This window comes from Polyangium spumosum, assembly GCF_009649845.1.
GTDB classification, from domain to species: domain Bacteria; phylum Myxococcota_A; class Polyangia; order Polyangiales; family Polyangiaceae; genus Polyangium; species Polyangium spumosum.
In genome coordinates, this window is sequence record NZ_WJIE01000006.1 from 413015 (window position 1) to 428352 (window position 15338).

The 15338-nt window shown below is 70.7% G+C and carries 16 protein-coding genes; 11 read left to right on the plus strand and 5 right to left on the minus strand.

The features are described from left to right. Positions 1–39 precede the first annotated feature (39 nt). The 3 genes from GF068_RS22680 to lepB all read left to right on the plus strand — a co-directional run bounded on the left by GF068_RS22680 (position 40) and on the right by lepB (position 2344). A complete protein-coding gene (locus GF068_RS22680; protein WP_153821522.1) occupies positions 40–582 on the plus strand; it encodes a hypothetical protein in 543 nt (180 codons plus the stop codon). A gap of 172 nt (positions 583–754) precedes the next feature. Further along, positions 755–1639, plus strand: coding sequence for a trypsin-like serine peptidase (locus tag GF068_RS22685; RefSeq protein WP_338046514.1), 885 nt, complete (start codon positions 755–757; stop codon positions 1637–1639). A gap of 66 nt (positions 1640–1705) precedes the next feature. Next, a complete protein-coding gene (gene lepB, locus GF068_RS22690; RefSeq protein ID WP_153821524.1) occupies positions 1706–2344 on the plus strand; it encodes a signal peptidase I in 639 nt (212 codons plus the stop codon). A 108-nt stretch (positions 2345–2452) separates the two neighbouring features. Here lepB and GF068_RS22695 read toward each other — a convergent pair whose 3' ends face one another. Beyond that, positions 2453–2758: a hypothetical protein gene (locus GF068_RS22695; RefSeq protein ID WP_153821525.1), complete on the minus strand. Its 306-nt coding sequence runs from the start codon at positions 2756–2758 to the stop codon at positions 2453–2455. On the opposite strand from GF068_RS22695, the gene GF068_RS22700 reads away from it, so the two are divergent. Both GF068_RS22700 and GF068_RS22705 read left to right on the plus strand, forming a co-directional pair. Further along, entirely contained in the window at positions 2757–3539 is a 783-nt protein-coding gene (locus GF068_RS22700) for an FHA domain-containing protein (protein ID WP_153821526.1), read from the plus strand. The genes GF068_RS22695 and GF068_RS22700 overlap by 2 nt on opposite strands. Before the next feature lie 8 nt (positions 3540–3547). Next, positions 3548–3931 (plus strand): hypothetical protein, encoded by a 384-nt coding sequence (locus GF068_RS22705; protein ID WP_153821527.1) that lies wholly within the window; start codon positions 3548–3550, stop codon positions 3929–3931. On the opposite strand, the gene GF068_RS22710 is transcribed toward GF068_RS22705, so the two are convergent. The 4 genes from GF068_RS22710 to GF068_RS22725 all read right to left on the minus strand — a co-directional run bounded on the left by GF068_RS22710 (position 3932) and on the right by GF068_RS22725 (position 9343). Beyond that, positions 3932–4606, minus strand: a complete 675-nt coding sequence (locus GF068_RS22710) for a GbsR/MarR family transcriptional regulator (protein ID WP_153821528.1) — start codon at positions 4604–4606, stop codon at positions 3932–3934. It abuts the gene before it with no gap. Positions 4607–4625: 19 nt separating this feature from the next. Beyond that, positions 4626–5294 carry a TlpA family protein disulfide reductase gene (locus GF068_RS22715; RefSeq protein WP_153821529.1) on the minus strand — a complete coding sequence of 223 codons (669 nt, stop codon included), beginning with the start codon at positions 5292–5294 and terminating at the stop codon, positions 4626–4628. Between the two features lie 88 nt (positions 5295–5382). After that, entirely contained in the window at positions 5383–6870 is a 1488-nt protein-coding gene (locus GF068_RS22720; protein ID WP_153821530.1) for a B12-binding domain-containing radical SAM protein, read from the minus strand. A gap of 82 nt (positions 6871–6952) precedes the next feature. After that, positions 6953–9343, minus strand: a complete 2391-nt coding sequence (locus GF068_RS22725; RefSeq protein WP_338046515.1) for a DNA internalization-related competence protein ComEC/Rec2 — start codon at positions 9341–9343, stop codon at positions 6953–6955. Positions 9344–9657: 314 nt separating this feature from the next. Here GF068_RS22725 and GF068_RS45300 point away from each other — a divergent pair, with 314 nt between their 5' ends. The 6 genes from GF068_RS45300 (at position 9658) to GF068_RS22755 (ending at position 15325) form a co-directional block, all read left to right on the plus strand. Continuing rightward, positions 9658–10881 (plus strand): S1 family peptidase, encoded by a 1224-nt coding sequence (locus GF068_RS45300; protein WP_240807214.1) that lies wholly within the window; start codon positions 9658–9660, stop codon positions 10879–10881. Then, on the plus strand, positions 10878–11723 hold the full coding sequence (locus GF068_RS45305; RefSeq protein WP_338046516.1) for an ABC transporter substrate-binding protein: 846 nt from the start codon (positions 10878–10880) through the stop codon (positions 11721–11723). The genes GF068_RS45300 and GF068_RS45305 overlap by 4 nt, the downstream gene beginning before the upstream one ends. Further along, positions 11720–12481, plus strand: coding sequence for a TlyA family RNA methyltransferase (locus tag GF068_RS22740; protein WP_153821533.1), 762 nt, complete (start codon positions 11720–11722; stop codon positions 12479–12481). The genes GF068_RS45305 and GF068_RS22740 overlap by 4 nt, the downstream gene beginning before the upstream one ends. A gap of 121 nt (positions 12482–12602) precedes the next feature. Then, positions 12603–13790, plus strand: a complete 1188-nt coding sequence (locus GF068_RS22745; RefSeq protein ID WP_240807216.1) for an ABC transporter substrate-binding protein — start codon at positions 12603–12605, stop codon at positions 13788–13790. Positions 13791–13812: 22 nt separating this feature from the next. After that, positions 13813–14700 carry a branched-chain amino acid ABC transporter permease gene (locus GF068_RS22750; protein ID WP_170319619.1) on the plus strand — a complete coding sequence of 296 codons (888 nt, stop codon included), beginning with the start codon at positions 13813–13815 and terminating at the stop codon, positions 14698–14700. A 49-nt stretch (positions 14701–14749) separates the two neighbouring features. Continuing rightward, positions 14750–15325 carry a hypothetical protein gene (locus GF068_RS22755; protein WP_153821535.1) on the plus strand — a complete coding sequence of 192 codons (576 nt, stop codon included), beginning with the start codon at positions 14750–14752 and terminating at the stop codon, positions 15323–15325. Positions 15326–15338: the final 13 nt, after the last annotated feature.

Sequence of the window (15338 nt, forward strand, 5' to 3'; positions counted from 1 at the left end):
TTTCGGGAACCTCCCCCGAGGAGCGCTGTCCTTCCCCCCATGCGCTCGGGCCTCCTCTTCACGAACGGCATCCTCCTCGCGGGCATCGCGGCAGTCCTCACCATCGGCCCCGGCACCCACGGAAAGCGCCTGCTGCCGGCCGACGCCGCCGCGGTGTCCGAGTCCCCCGTCGACATGGCCGCGCTCGAATCGGCCGCGTCGCTCGCGCCCACCGTCGAGAGCGTCGTCGCCCTCGCCTCGGCCTACGTCGACCGCGGTCAGCCCGGCCTCGCGAGCGCCGTCATCGAGAAGGCCCCCCGCAAGATCCAGCTCGATCCCCGCGTCGCCGACGTCTCGGCCCGCGCCCTCTTCCACCGCGGACAGGCGCGAAAGGCCCTCGCGGCCGTCGAGGACGCGATCGACGCCTGCGACGCCGAGGAAGTGGCTTGCCGCTCCTGGCAGGTCGCCAAGGCCGAGCGCCAGGCGGCGTTCTTGAAGGAGGTCGTGGCCGCGGGCGTCGAGGATCCCATGACCGACCCCGCCGCCGTCCGGGCTGCATACGAGCGCTCGACGCAGAAGGTCGGCCTCGTCGCGATGCGTTGACGCGCCGCGCGGGGGGCCTCATGAGACGCGAGAAACACGCACCCAAGGAAAATACGACGGCGTTGTCGGATGCCCCATCGGCGCCGCCATGTCACGATTCTTCTTTTGGTTCGTCTCAGGAAGCGTTGACGGGATTCCACCTTCCCTCCGTACCCGGGAGGCCTTGGCCAGCGTGCTGAACCGACGCGAACCCCGCTCCTCCCCGCCCTCCTCCCTCGGCGCCCGCCTCGCGAGTGGTCTGCCCTGGGCGACCGTCTTCGTCTCCACCTCCCTCCTCGTCGGCTGCGCCGGGCCCGGAAAACGCCCGATCGCGACCCCCGCGTCGCACAGGCAGGCCGAGGATCGCCCCTTCGTCTTCCAGCCGCCCGTGGACCTCGACGTCGAGAACAAGGTCAACGCGGTCGTGCGCATCGTGGGCGACGTGACCTGCACGGGCACGCTCATCGCCGAGGACCTCGTGCTCACGGCGCACCATTGCGTCTCGCAGCGCGACGAGGACGGGACGGTCCAGAACCACGACAAGGACCCGGAGAGCCTCACCGTCGAGCTCGGCGGCGACGACCTGCCCTGGGGCGAGGTGACGGTGCGCGCGATCGTGAGCCCCGACTGCGGCTACGTGGCCGGGGAAGGCGACATCGCCATCCTGGTGCTCTCGCGCAAGCTCGTCGGCGTCCCCACGCTGAGCCCGCGTATCGAGGAGGCGCCCTCGCCGAACGAGGCGATTTACCCGATCGGGTTCGGGAGGTGCGCGCTCTCGCGAGGGCCGATCCACCGGATCGAGCGCTCGGGCGGGCCGATTTCGAAGGTGCGGGCGCGCGACTTCTTCGCGGTCGCCTCGGTTTGCCCCGGCGACTCGGGCGGACCGGCCTACAGCCCGAAGACGCAAGACGTGGTCGGCGTGGTCTCGGCCTCCGTGATGGATGGCGACGAGATGACGGCGGCGCCCTCGATCTTCGTGCGGCTCGACGCGTGGCGCGAGCTCTTCGCCGCCGCCCGGGAGATCGCGAACGGGACGAGCCCGAGCGAGCTGCCGCCCTTCCGGAGCTGCCAGCGTTAGTCCCTCGATCGCGGGGCGCCGGATGCTCGCCCCCACGGCCCCACCTGCGATACGATCCGCGCTTCGATGCAGAAGTTCGGCAAAGCGCTCGGCTATACCGTCCTCGGCCTGGTCGTCGTCCTCGTGCTCTTGCGGGTGATCCTGTTCAAGACCTGGACCGTGCCGACCCTGCCGCGGCTCTCGGCGTCGGTGGCCCCCACGCTCGACGGGGGGGACTTCGTGCTCCTCTTGACCCGGGGCACGCCGGGCTTCGGCGACCTCGTCCGCTGCAAGGACCCCGAAGATCCGACCCAGTACGTGGTCGGCCGCATCGTCGGCGTCGAGGGCGACAAGGTCGAGGTCACCGGGCGGAGCGTGGAGATCAACGGCAAGCGCTACAACCCCGTCCAGGCCTGCCCGACGCGCAAGTACGAGACCGTGCACCCGAACACCGACGCCGAGGTCGAGCTCGAGTGTGGCGTCGTGGAGATGGGCGGCGGCTGGTTTTACCGCGGGCAGACGAAGACCAGGACGAGCCCCATGAACTTCAAGGCCGAGGTGGGCGAGGGCATGGTCTTCCTGCTCAGCGACAACATCGACCTCTACGACGATTCTCGCGAGTTCGGTACGCTGGAGCGCGCTTCGTGCAAGGAGCGCGTGGTCTTCCGGTTCGTCGGCAAGAACGGCTGGGGCGACGCGGACGCCCGCATGACCGTCATCCGCTGAGGAAGGGATCCTTGTTGCTTGACCCCCTTCGTGATCGCCGTCTAGAACCGGATGTCCCCGAGGAACGACGTTGGGCAACGAGCAGCACGAGATAGGCATCGTTTGCGGTCAGTGCGACACGTGGAGCCCCATGGGCGCCGCGAGCTGCGCCGAATGCGACAACGATCTGGCCCTGTTCGGGAGCCGGCAATCCGTCCTGCCGACGCCGCCGCCGCCGCCGCCCGTGCGCCCGGCCGTGTCGGCGCGGCCCGCGACGACGCCAGCGCCGCCGCTGCAACGGCCCGTGACGCCGCAGCCCTCGACGACTTCGGTCTCGGCAGGTCCCCGGCGCGTCGGCCCCGCGGGCTTCGCCGGGCCCGCGCAGAAAAACCCAGCACGAAGCGAGTTCGCGGACTTATCGCAGGAGGAGCTCATGGAGCAAGCCCGTAACTACGTCTGCCGTTCCTGTTCGAGCGGCGTCCCCTCGGGCCACAAGTTCTGCGGGAGGTGCGGGACGGCCGTCCCGATGGAGATCCTCAACGCGCAGACGCTCTTCTTCGGGGACATGCAGAACCCGGCGAAGGCGAAGCTCATCCTCATCCGCGGCGAAGGCATGGATGGCCTCTCCTTCCACCTCAAGGCCGAGCAGCACATCGTCGGCCGGAACGGTCAGCTCGTCTTCCCCGACGATCCGTTCGTCTCGCCGAAACACGCGAACTTCTTCTACCGAGACGGCAAGCTCGTCGTGCGCGACGAGGGCTCGCTGAACGGCGTGTACATCCGCGTGCGCGGCACGGTCGACATCGTCCCGAGCGACACGTTCCTCGCCGGCGAGCAGCTCTTCCGCCTCGACTCGAGCCCCAAGCCCTCCGACGGCGCAGACCCGGACGGCACCTACTTCTACTCGTCGCCGAAGCACCCGAGCCCGTTCCGCCTCACGCAGATCCTGCAGGGCGGCGCCGTGGGCATGACGGTGTGCGCGCGTGGCTCGTCCCTGCAGATCGGGCGCGAGGGCGGCGATCTGAACTTCCCCGGTGACCTCTACATGTCCGGCTCGCACTGCCGCATCGAGGAGAGCGGCGGGCGCTTCTCGCTGACGGACCTCAACAGCCGCAACGGGACGTACGTGCGCATCAAGAGCGAGCGCGAGCTCGGGCACGGCGACTACCTCTTCATCGGCCGCAAGCTCCTGCGCGTCGAGCTCAACACGAACTAGGCGAAGCCGTGACCACGAAGACCCATCGGCCGCTCCTCTTCGCGGACGCGAACGGCGGCGCGCTCGCGGCCCTCGGCGCAGCCGTCGCGCGCGCGCTCGGTCACGCCGACGCCCTCGGCGCGACGACCAGCGAGCCGCAGCCGCTGCCAGCCGACGTGACGGCGGCGCTCGCAGAGATCGGGCTGGAAGCGCCAGCGATCGTGAAGCTCGACGAGGCGCTCGCGACCCCGCACACGGTCGTGTGGCTCGGAGACGGAGCGGCGCCGGTCGCCGACGCGAAGGCGCTCTCGTGCAAGCTGCTCGCGGAAGGCGCGGGGGAGCTCGAGCGGATGGCGATGGCGCGGATCACGCGGGATCGGATCGAGCGGTTCGTCGAGACGGGGCTGGGCTGATCAGCGCTTGCGGTGGTTGCGGCGCGCGGCTTCGTCGCGGGCCGCGCCGAGCGTGTCGGCGACGGAGAAGGCGGCTTTGACGGCCGTGGTGAGCGCGCGGAGGACGGGCTCGGGGACGAGGGCGATGAGGCGCTCGAGGTCGACCGGGCCGTCCGTGTTCGGGACGTAGCGGTCCATCAGCTCGGCGAAGAGGTCGTACTTGCGCGAGAGGTCGTCGAGGCGCTTGCGCAGCGCGCTCGCCTCGTCGCCCTGCGCGTCGCCGAGCAGGCCGAGCGCGCGGCGCGAGAGGGCGCGTTTGTCCTGCACGACGCGGCGAAGGCGCGCGAGGTAGGCGCCGATGATCACGTCGGGGTACTTGCCCCGCAGCGTGTAGGAGTCGTGCCGCGCGCCGGACTCGCGGCGGCGCTCGATGATGCCGGCGGCCTCGAGGCCACGCAGGTTCGCGAAGATGTTGCTCTTCGAACGACCGAGCTCCATCGAGAGCTCGTCCATCGAGCGCGGGCTGTCGGCGAGGTAAAGCGCGGCGACGACCTGCCCGCCGAGCCGCGTGATGCCAGGGAAGGAGGCGGCGATCTCGGCGCCCACGCCTTCGAGCAACGCTTGCCGCGCGGCGACGACGCGTTCGTCGGGCGCGCTTGGTTCTCCGTCCAGATCGGCTGGCCTGCGGGGCGTCATCGGCGGCGCCAATGTAGCGTCACGAGTCGTCCATGCACAACGAAGCGTGCTTGCCGCGCGGCACGCCCTGGATGAACTCGACGGGGCAACCGAAGTCGAGGATCGGGCCCGCGGGCTTCTTGAGCATCTCGCCGATCTCGACGGCGCTCGCCTCGGACCAGTCACGCGCGCCGTCGAAGCGAGCGCGGATGATGCCGTTCTTGTCGATCACCCAGGTCTCGGGGAAGAGCTTCGTGCCGTACTTGCCCGCGACGATCTCCGAGTCCGCGTCGAAGAGCACGGGGAAGGGCGCATCGCCGTCGAGCAGGACACGCAGGAGGTCGCGCACCTTCGTGCGGTCCTCGTCGATCGTGACGGTGACGAGGACCATGTCCTTGCGGCCGCGGAGCACGCGCGCGAAGTTCGCGAGCGAGGGCATCTCCTCCTTGCAGGGGCCGCAGGTCTCGGTCCAGAAGTTGAGGAAGACGACCTTGCCGCGGAACGACGAGAGCCGCACGGGCTTGCCGTCGAGGTCGGGCAACTCGAAGTCGGGCGCGAGGCGATCGCGGCCGGCGTACGCGGGGCCGAGGCCACACATGGCGGTGCAGCTCGCGCGGACCTGATCGTTCTTCGCCGCCGTGACGAAGCCGAAGACGGCGATGGCCGCGGCCACGATGAAGAGGATCTGAAGGACCGTTCCCGACTTCATGCCACGACCTCCATAGCGCAAGCGTACCTCTTCGCCCACAAGCTCGGACCCATTCCTCCGGGATCAGCCGGAGCAAGCGCGAGGGTCTTCATGCGCTGGTGATCACGGAGAGGCTTTTCTTCGGCTTCTTCGGCCTGGGGGCGAGCGCCTCGAAGGCGCGCTTGTAGGCGGCGAAGGTGCCGCCCTCGTGCACCGCCTGGAGCAGCGCGCGCCCCTCGGGCTCGCCGCCCTGCGCGAGCACGGCCTCGACCCACGCCCACTTCGCGCTCGTCGAGCGCACGTCGGCCCGGCCCTTGAGGCCGCGGCGGAGCCGATCGAGGCGCGCGTTGACGACGTCGATGCCGGCGTAGGGCGCGTTCGCGAGCGGCGTGTTGCGCTTCGGGCAGAAGGGCGCGATGCCGAGCGCGATGGGCACCTTCTGCGAGAGCTGCGTGATGAACTGGACGCACTCGTCGACGTCCTCGTCGGCCTCGCCGGGCACGCCGATCATCAAGTAGAGCTTCATGCGCGGCATGCCGTGCTTGCGCGCCATCTCGGCCGCGCGCTCGAGGTGGCGGATACGCGCGCGGCGGTCGAGGATCTCGCGCACGCGCTCGCTCGTGCCGTCCATCGCGGTGGTGAGCGTGCGGTAGCCGGCCGCCTTGAGCGCGCCGACGAACTCGTCGCTGAGCTTGTCCGGTCGCAGGCTGGAGAGGCCGACCTCGCAGCCGCGGTCGGTCAAGGTGCGGACGATCTCCACGATCTTCGGGTGATCACTGACGGCGGCGCCGACGAGGCCGACGCGGCGCGTGTCCTCGGGGATGAGGCCGAGGATCTTTTCCTTGGGGACGATGCGCATGCCGCCGTTCGTCGAGCGGCGCATCACGCAATACGCGCAGCCGCGCGAGCAGCCGCGCTCGGTCTCGATGAGGAACATGTTCGAGAGCTCGGTCTCGGGCGTGCGGATCGGGGCCCATGCGGGCAAGAGCTCGTCGTCACACTGCGCGATCGGGGGCATGGAGGCGCCGTGGCGCGAGGGGACGAAGACGTGCGGGGTCTTCGCGAGCAGGTCGAGCGCGTCCTCGCGGGAGGGCGTGTCGCGCAGGATGCGCAGGACGTCGACGGCGAGCGTGTCGGCCTCGCCCATGACGATGGCGTCGGCGAAGGCCGCGAGCGGCAGCGGGTTCGAGTTCGTCAGCGGGCCGCCGGCGAGGATGAAGGGATCCCGCGGCGAGCGCTCCTCGCGCAGCGCCGCGATGTTCGAGGCTTCGAGCAGGCGGACGACGCCCGCGCACTCGAGCTCGTAGGCGACGCTCATGGCGATCACGGGGTAGTCGCGCAGCGGCCGGAGCGCTTCGTACGTGATGGGCATGGCGCGCGGCCCGTGATCGTCGTCGGGCAAGAAGGCGCGATCCGCGGCCATGTCGGGCTCGTTCTGGATCGACTTGTAGACCTGCAAGAAGCCGAGCGAGCTCATGCCCGTGTGGTAGGGCGACGGGTAGGCGAGCGCGACGCGCCAGGGCGCGTGTTTGTCGAGGCGGCCGACCTCCCCGGCGAGCCGCCGCCGGATGGTCGCCACGGTGACGTCACGTGACATTCGGCAGGAGACTCCTTCAGCAGCCCCGGGGGCGCAAGCGATCGCAGCCGATTTCCTCACGGAAACACCCGAGATCCCCGCTTCAACGGGCGGAGGGGCGCGAGAGGTGGACGGCCTCGCCGTTGGTCTCCCAGACGACGTCGCCGCCCCGGTCGGTCCGGGCGATCGTGACGCCGCGCGTGGCCAGGGACGCGAGGACGCCGGGATCGGGGTGGCCATAGCGGTTGCGTACGCCGGAGCAGACGAGGGCGACGCTCGGGCGGACGGCGTCGAGGAAGGGCGGCGTCGTGGAGGTGCGGCTGCCGTGGTGGCCGAGCTTGAGCAGATCGGCGCGCAGGGCAGCGGGGTCCTTCGCGACGAGCGCGCGCTCGGCCGCGGCCTCCGCGTCGCCGACGAGCAACGCGGAGCGGCTGCCGTAGGTGATGCGCAGGACGAAGGAGTTGTCGTTCGCGCTCTCGTCGGGGGCGAAGCCGGGGCAGGGGGCGAGGACCTCGATGGTGGCGCCGCCGATCACGTGTTTGCCGCAGAGCGTGTCGGGCCTGCGGATCGGTACGCCGCGGCGGCGTAGATCCGCGAGCATGGATCGGTACGTGGGGCCGGCGCCGTGTTCTTCGCCCTGGCCCGTGTCCCAGAGCTCGCCGACCTCGACCGCGGGCAACGTGGAGACGAGGCCGCCGAAATGGTCCGGGTGCGGGTGCGAGAGGACGACCACGTCGACGCGCTCCTTGCGCAGCGCGCGCAGCACGGGGAGCACGACCCGCGTGCCCGTGTCGACGGGGCTGCCCATGAAGCCGCCGCCGTCGATGAGCATGGTCTTTCCGTCGGGAAGGTCGACGAGGATCGAATCACCCTGGCCCACGTCGAGGGCGCGGACGCGCAGCACTCCCTTGGAGCTCCCAGCAAACGCGGCGGCGTGCTCCAGCACGAGGAGCGCGGCGAAGCCGAGCGCGAGGGCCACGCCGCGGCGGACGCGGCCCTTCACGAGCGCCGCCGCGAGCGCGGTGACGGCGACGGCCGCGAGCTGGGAAGGCGTGGGCGGCGGGAAGGTGACGATGCCGCCGAGGTCACTCGTCACGCGGGCGACCGCGCGCACGGCGACGAGCGCGCCCGAGCCGAGCAGGGCCGCGCCTCGCTCGACGGGCGGCGCCCACGCGAGCGCGGCGTGCAGGAGGCAAACGGGCAGCGCCGCGAGCTCGCCGATCGGCGCGGCGACGAGGTTCGCGAGGATGCCGAGCAGCGGCAAGGAGGGCGTCATCATCGCGAGGAAGGGCGTGCAGCCGGTCATCGCGGCGAGCGTGGTGGCGATGGGCCGCAGCACGAAGCGGAGGGGCGCGGGGCCTCGCACGAGGCGCGCGGCGATGGGCCTGTCGAGCCCGAGCAGGCCCGCCGTCGCCGCGGCGGAGAGCACGAACGAAGGGTCGCTGCCGACGAGCGGATCGAGCAGCGCCGCGAGGAGGAGCGAGCCGCCGAAGGCGCGCACGCCGCTCGGCCTGAGGCCGAGCGCGCGCACGAGCATGACCACGGAGAGCATGCCGGCCGCGCGCAGGGCCGAGCCGCTGCCGCCCGCAAAATCGGCGTAGAGCCACGAGGTGGGGATCGCGAGCGCCGCGGACACGCGCCCGACGTCGAAGCGCGCCGAGAGGGGCGTGACGCGCAGGAGCAAGGCGCGCGCGGCGGCCGCGAGGCCCGCGACGGCGAGGACGAGGTGCGTGCCGGAGACCGCGAGCAGGTGGGACAAACCGCTCCGGCGAAAGGCCTCGTTGTCGGCGTCGTGGAGGTCGGTCTCGCCGAGGACGAGGGCACGCGCGAGCGGCTCGGCTTCGGGGTGGAAGGTCGCCTCGATGCGCCGGCGCACGTGGGCGCGGGCTCGATCGATCCAGGCGGGGAGACGCTCGCCGCGGGAGACGTGTTCGAGGTCCACGAGCCCGCCCGACGCGGCGACGCCGCTCCGCGCGATGGATGGGCGCGGGTCGGGCAGGCTCTCGTTCAGGAAGAGATGGACCGGCGCGAGGTCCGCGACGAGGCGCACGCGGTCACCCCGCGCGAGGTCCTCGGGCGCGCCGTGGAGCCTCGCGCGGAGCGGCTCGACGATCGGGCCACGTTCGCAGGCGCCGCTCACGATCTCCACCTCGATGCGGGCCTCGCCGCGCTCCTCGCCGGGCGGCGCGCGCTCGCCGCGATCCCTCTGCACCACCGGCGAACGCAGCACGATCGCCTCGCCTTCGCAGCGACCTGGAGGGCCGAGCGCCTCGGTCACGCGGGCGTGCAAGGCCGCGGCCTCGTCGATCGCGGCGCGGGCGCGCAGCGCGCCGAGGGCGAGCGTGATCACGAGGCCCGCGAGGGCCCAGCGTTCGAGGTGACGGCGCAGCAGAAACAGCGACATCACGGCCGCGAGCGCGGCGGGCAGCGGCGCGCGCGCGAGGGCGGATCCGGCCGCGAGCGCGAGCGCGGTGAGCAGGAGCTTGTCGGTCACGACGGCGCGATCGGCAAACGTCGGGCCGCCCTCGAACACGCGGGAAATCCAGCGTGATCGCTCCCTCCGACCCCTGGCGCCGCCATGGCGGACCCTGACGGCCGCCACCTTGGCGAAGGCGCGTGGCCCGCCCTCTGTCCCACGTCATGCAACTGGATTGCAGGATTCCGTGTCCCGTAAAACTCGCCTCTCGTGCGTGCGTCGGCGCTCAGAGAACACGTGCGCTGGCGGAGTGCGCTTCCTACAATGGCGGCTCTCTTGCGCGCGTTCTCCTTGCTTCGTGCCGCGCGCGTGCCGCTCCCTGGAGGTCGCCGATGTCCCCTTGTCCGCCCCGCGCTCGTTTGGCCCTGTTTCTCGGCGCTCTCGCGCTCGTCGGTTGCGGCGACATGTCGCAAGGCTCGCCGGAGGGCGACGTCTCGGAGGCCGAGCTCGAGATCAACGGCGGCTATCTGGATGACAAGGACACCGCGGTCGTCGGGATTTACGCGATGAACCTCGGCGGCATCTGCACCGGCTCGCTGCTCGCGCCGAACATGGTGCTCACGGCGCGCCACTGCATCTCGCAGATCAACAACAACGATGGCTCGGTCCAGTGCGGCGTCACCAAGTTCGCCCCGCCGGTCGCGGCGTCGAACTACCTCGTCACGACCCATCCCGAGGTCTCGCAAGACCCCTCCGCCTACCGCGCCGCGAAGGAGGTCGTGCTCCTGCCGAGCGGCGACGACTTCTGCGGTCAGGATCAGGCGATCCTGATCCTCGCGGAGAACATCCCCGAATCGGAGGCCAAGCCCCTCGTGCCCCGCGTCGACGACCCGCTCGTCACGGGCGAGACGTACTCCGCGGTCGGGTACGGCGCGACGGACGGCGCGGGCAACGGCGCGGGTCAGCGGCGTCGCCGCGACGATCTCACGATCACGTGCGTCACTGAAGAGTGCCCGCAGTTCCAGGTCACCGAGACCGAGTGGATGGGCAACGCCGGCGTCTGCCAGGGCGACAGCGGCGGGCCCGCGATCGACCTGCAAAACCGCGTCATCGGCGTGACCTCGCGCGGCGGCTTCAACTGCTCGAGCCCGATCTACGGCTACGTCAAGGCCTGGGATCAGTGGATCAAGGACACGGCGATCAAAGCCGCGGAGATGGGCGGTTATCCCGTACCCGGATGGGCGAACGGCGCGCCCACGCACCCCGACTACTCGTACACGCCCGGCGACGCCTGCAACGAGCCCGCCGACTGCGCCTCGGGTCGATGCGTGAACGACGGCAACGAGCAGTACTGCACGCGCCTCTGCAACGAGAAGGCGCCGTGCCCCGAGGGCTGGTACTGCGACAGCGACAGCGCCGGCCAAGGCGTCTGCTTCAAGCAGACGAGCGAGACGCCCGGCGGCGGCTGGGGCGACGAGGACGAAGGCGACGGCCCCGCGCTCTCGCAAGACAGCTCCTGCAGCATGAGCGCCGATCCGACGAAGCCCGTTCCCTGGCGCGGCGGCCTCTTCGCGCTCGCGCTCGTCGTGCTCGGTCTGCGGCGCCGCGCGCGGTGAAGCGGCGCGCGTTCGTCCTCGCCACGCTCGCGCTCGCGGCCTGCTCGCGCGGATCGGGGAAAGAAAAAAAGCTCCGCGTCGTCTCGCTCTCGCCGAGCACGACGGAGGTGATGTTCGCGATCGGCGCCGGCGGGTTGCTCGTCGGCCGCTCGCGGTACTGCGACTTCCCGAAGGAGGCCGCGGCGCTGCCCGTCGTCGGCGGCTACGCCGATCCCAACGTCGAGGCGATCGTCGCGCTCGCCCCCACGCTCGTCGTCGGCGCGCGTGGACCGGCCGGGCCCGTGCTCGAGGAGGGCCTGCGCGCGCACGGCATCGACACGTTTTTCCCGGAGACCGAGTCGCTCGACGGCATCACCCGCATGATCGTCGAGCTCGGCCGCCGCGTCGGCCACGAGGCCGAAGCGAAGCGGGTCGCCGAGGACATCGAGGACAAACGCAAGGCGCTCGCCGAAAAAGCCACGAAGCTCCCCAGGAGACGCGTGCTCTTCGTGTTCGACGCCGCGCCCATCGTCGTCGCCGGCCCCGGCAGTTTTCCCGACGAGCTCGTCCGTCTGGCCGGCGGGGAAAACGTGATCACCCGCGGCGGCGCGTACCCGACGATCGGCCTCGAGCACCTGCTCGCCCTCGATCCCGACGTCCTGCTCGACGGCGCCTCCGACATGCGCGCCACCAAGAGCCTGCGTGAGCGTGTCGAGGGCGCCCCCGGATGGCGCGAGCTCCGCGCCGTCCAGAAAGGCCAGATCCACTTCGTCGGCTCCGACGTCTTGCGCCCCGGCCCCCGCATCGCTGATGGACTTCTCACCGTCGCTCGTGCCATCCACGGCGACACCTTCAAGCCATGACCCGCTCGCCCGCCCGCGTCCGCGCCGATGCCCTGCTCGTCACCCGAGGCCTCGCCGAGAGCCGCGCCCAGGCCCAGGCCCTCATCATGGCCGGCAAGGTCAGCACCGAGGGCTCGCGCGTGGACAAACCCGGCGCGCTCCTCGTGCCCGACGCGCTCCTCCAGGTCGCCGCCCCGCCGCGCTTCGTCTCCCGCGGCGGCGACAAGCTCGACCACGCGCTCGCGACCTTCGTGGCCCAGGGCCTCGACGTCACGGGCCGCAGGTGTGTCGACGTCGGCGCCTCCACGGGTGGCTTCACCGATTGCCTGCTCCAGCGCGGCGCCGCGCTCGTCGTGGCCGTCGACGTCGGCTACGGCCAGCTCGCCGAGAAGCTCCGCCAGGATCCACGCGTCGACGTCCGCGAGCGCGTCAACGCGCGTGAGCTCTCGCGGAGCGACCTGCCCGAGGGCGTCGACCTCGTGGTCGTGGACGCCTCGTTCATCGGGATCGGCAAGCTCATCGGCGCCATCGCGGCCATGCTCGACGCGGGCGGCGACCTCGTCGCCCTGGTCAAGCCGCAGTTCGAGGCGGGCCGGGAAGCGGCCTCGCGGGGGCGGGGCGTCATCCGGGACAAGGAGACGCGGGAGGGCGCGATCGCCGCGGCGCGTCGCGACATCGAGGCGGCCGGCTTCGAGGTCGTGGCCGAGGTCGACAGCGCGGTCCATGGGCCGAAGGGCAACGTGGAGCGGTTCGTCTGGGCGCGCCGCCGCGCCGGTTGATCCCGAGGGGCTGACGATTCGCGGCGATGATGGTACTCATCGGCCCGGCTCGGGGTGTCTCGCGGTCTCCGCGGCCCTTGCCGGCGAGGAGAAGTCGATGCTCGGACGACGGCGTTGGGTGATGGCAATCGTGGCCCTCGGCGCGAGCGCGCTGGGGCTCACCGCGTGCACCCCGAAAGACGCGCCGCAGAAGGACGCCGCCGGCAAGGATCCGAGCGCGCCCGCGGCCCTCGAGCCCTGGAAGGTCGGCGCGTACCTGAGCCTGTCCGGCGCCGAGACGCAGTTCGGCATCGAGACCAAGGAGGGCATCGAGCTCGCGGTCTTCGAGGTCAACAAGAAGGGCGGCGCGAAGGGCCGGCCGGTGAAGGTCCTCTACGAGGACAACAAGTCGAACCCGCAGGAGACGAACAACAAGGTCCTGCAGCTCGTCACGCGGGACAAGGTCGTCGCGCTGCTCGGCGAGGTCGCCTCCTCGCGCTCCACGATCGGCGGCATCGTGGCGAACAAGCACAAGGTCCCGATGATCACCTCGAGCGCGACGGCGCCGGAGGTCACGCAGATCGGGCCCTTCGTCTTCCGCGTCTGCTTCACCGACGACATCCAGGGCCAGATGGGCGCCGAGTTCGTGGTGAAGACCATGGGCAAGAAGCGCATCGGCATGCTCTTCGCCTCGGACGACGTCTACTCCTCGGGCCTCGCCTCGCAGTTCCGCGAGGCGGCGAAGAAGCTCGGCGGCGAGATCGTCGTGGAGAAGAGCTTCATCAAGACCGAGACGAACTTCACGACGTACATCAACGAGATCCGCGACGCGAAGCCCGACCTCGTCTACGCGCCGATCTACTACAACGCGATGGTCCCGATCGCGCGCCAGGCGAAGGCCGCGGGTCTGCCGGGCAGCACGTTCGTCGGCGGCGACGGCTGGGACGCCGAGACGCTGCTCGTGGACGCGGGCGAGGAGATGGAGGGCGCGTACTTCACGAACCACTACGCGCCCGACGTGCCCTGGCCCCACGCGCAGGCCTTCCTCAAGGCCTACAAGGAGCGCTTCAAGCGCGACCCGTCGAGCCTCGCGTCGCTCGGCTACGACTCGGCCATGCTCCTCTTCGACGCCATGGGCCGCGCCAAGGGCGACACGCCCGAGGCCATCCGCGACGCGATCGCCGAGACCAGGGACTTCCAGGGCGCGACGGGCACGATCACCATCGACCCGAGCCGCAACGCGGACAAATCCATCGTGATCGTCCAGATCAAGAACAAGAAGTTCACCTACTTCGCGACGGTGAACGACAAGGCGGCGGCGAAGCCCTGAGGCGCGAGGTCGAGTGAACGCCATGGCCATGAAGATCCTCAACGCCCTCATCACGGGCCTCGCGCAGGGGTCGATGATCGCGCTCGTGGCCCTCGGCTACACGATGGTCTACGGCATCCTGAAGCTCATCAACTTCGCCCACAGCGAGGTCTTCATGATGGGCGCCTTCATCGGCTTCTTCGCCATCACGGCCATCGGCGGCAAGGACGCGCCGCTCATCGCCGGCGTGGGCGGGACGCTGCTCGCCATGGCCTTCGCGGGCCTGCTCGGCATGCTCGTCGAGAAGGTCGCCTACGCGCCGCTGCGCACGCGCGGCAAGGGCAAGGCGAACAGCCGCATCACCCCGCTCGTCACGGCGCTCGGCATGAGCGTGCTCTTGCAGAACCTCGCGCAGCTCCTCTTCACCGCGCAGTACCGCGGCTACCCGCAGCTCTTGCCGATCGAGCACACGCGCAAGGTCATCTTCATCTCGGCCTTCTCCGTGATGGTCGCGCTTCAGTTCCTCGTGCACAAAACCTGGATGGGCAAAGCGATGCGCGCCCTCAGCGTGAACATCGAGGCCGCGCGCCTCATGGGCATCCGCACGAGCCGGGTCATCTCGATCACCTTCATCGTGGGCTCGATGCTCGCCGCGCTCGGCGCCGTCCTCTACTGCCTCGATCAGTCGCAGGTGTATCCGACGATGGGCGTGGTGATCGGCACGCGCGCCTTCGTCGCGGCCGTCATCGGCGGCATCGGCAACATCCCGGGCGCGATGCTCGGCGGCCTGCTCATCGGCATCATCGGCGAGATGACCAAGCTCACGGCGTACTCCGGCCTGCAGGATGTCCTGGTCTTCACGGCTCTCATCGCCGTGTTGCTCGTCAAGCCGACGGGCCTGCTCGGAAAAGCCTCGATCGAGAAGGTTTAGGCGCGGCGGGCCCTGACCGACGGGCCGCTTGCGTTATATCCTGGAGGCCATGATGCGGCGCTTGATCCTCGCCTCCGCCTTCGTCCTCGGCGCATGCGCGCCGGGCGCCCCGGCCAACTGGGCCCGCGGCGGCGCGATGCTCGACGTGCCCCGCGCCCGCTGGGTCGTCGGCTCGTCGGTCGTCGACGTCCATCCGAACGGGCGCGTCACGATCAACGACAGCGAAGAGCTCACCGTCGACCGCGGCGGACGCGTCTACGACCCGAACAACGAGCCCGTCGCGTTGCTCGAGCCCGGCGGCAAGCTCGTCGGCCCCGGCGACAAGCTGCTCGGCAACGTGGGCATCCTGCACGCCTCGCAGGGCGACGAGCCCCACGCCTGGCTCAGCGTCCTGCCCACGGGGGAGGTCGTCCGTTACGAGGGCGACGGCTCGCGCAGCTCGCTCGGCGTCTGGATCGGCTGCAACCAGAACTACCTGCAGCACCAGACGTGTACGCTCGTCAGCCATTTGCTCACGCCCCGCATCATCGCGCGGACGCAGAACATGAACGGCTACATGCCCCGGGGCCTCGGCTGGGGCCCCGGGTACATGCCCGGCATGGGCTTCGGCATGCCCTGGCGGTGAGCGGCGGCTCGCC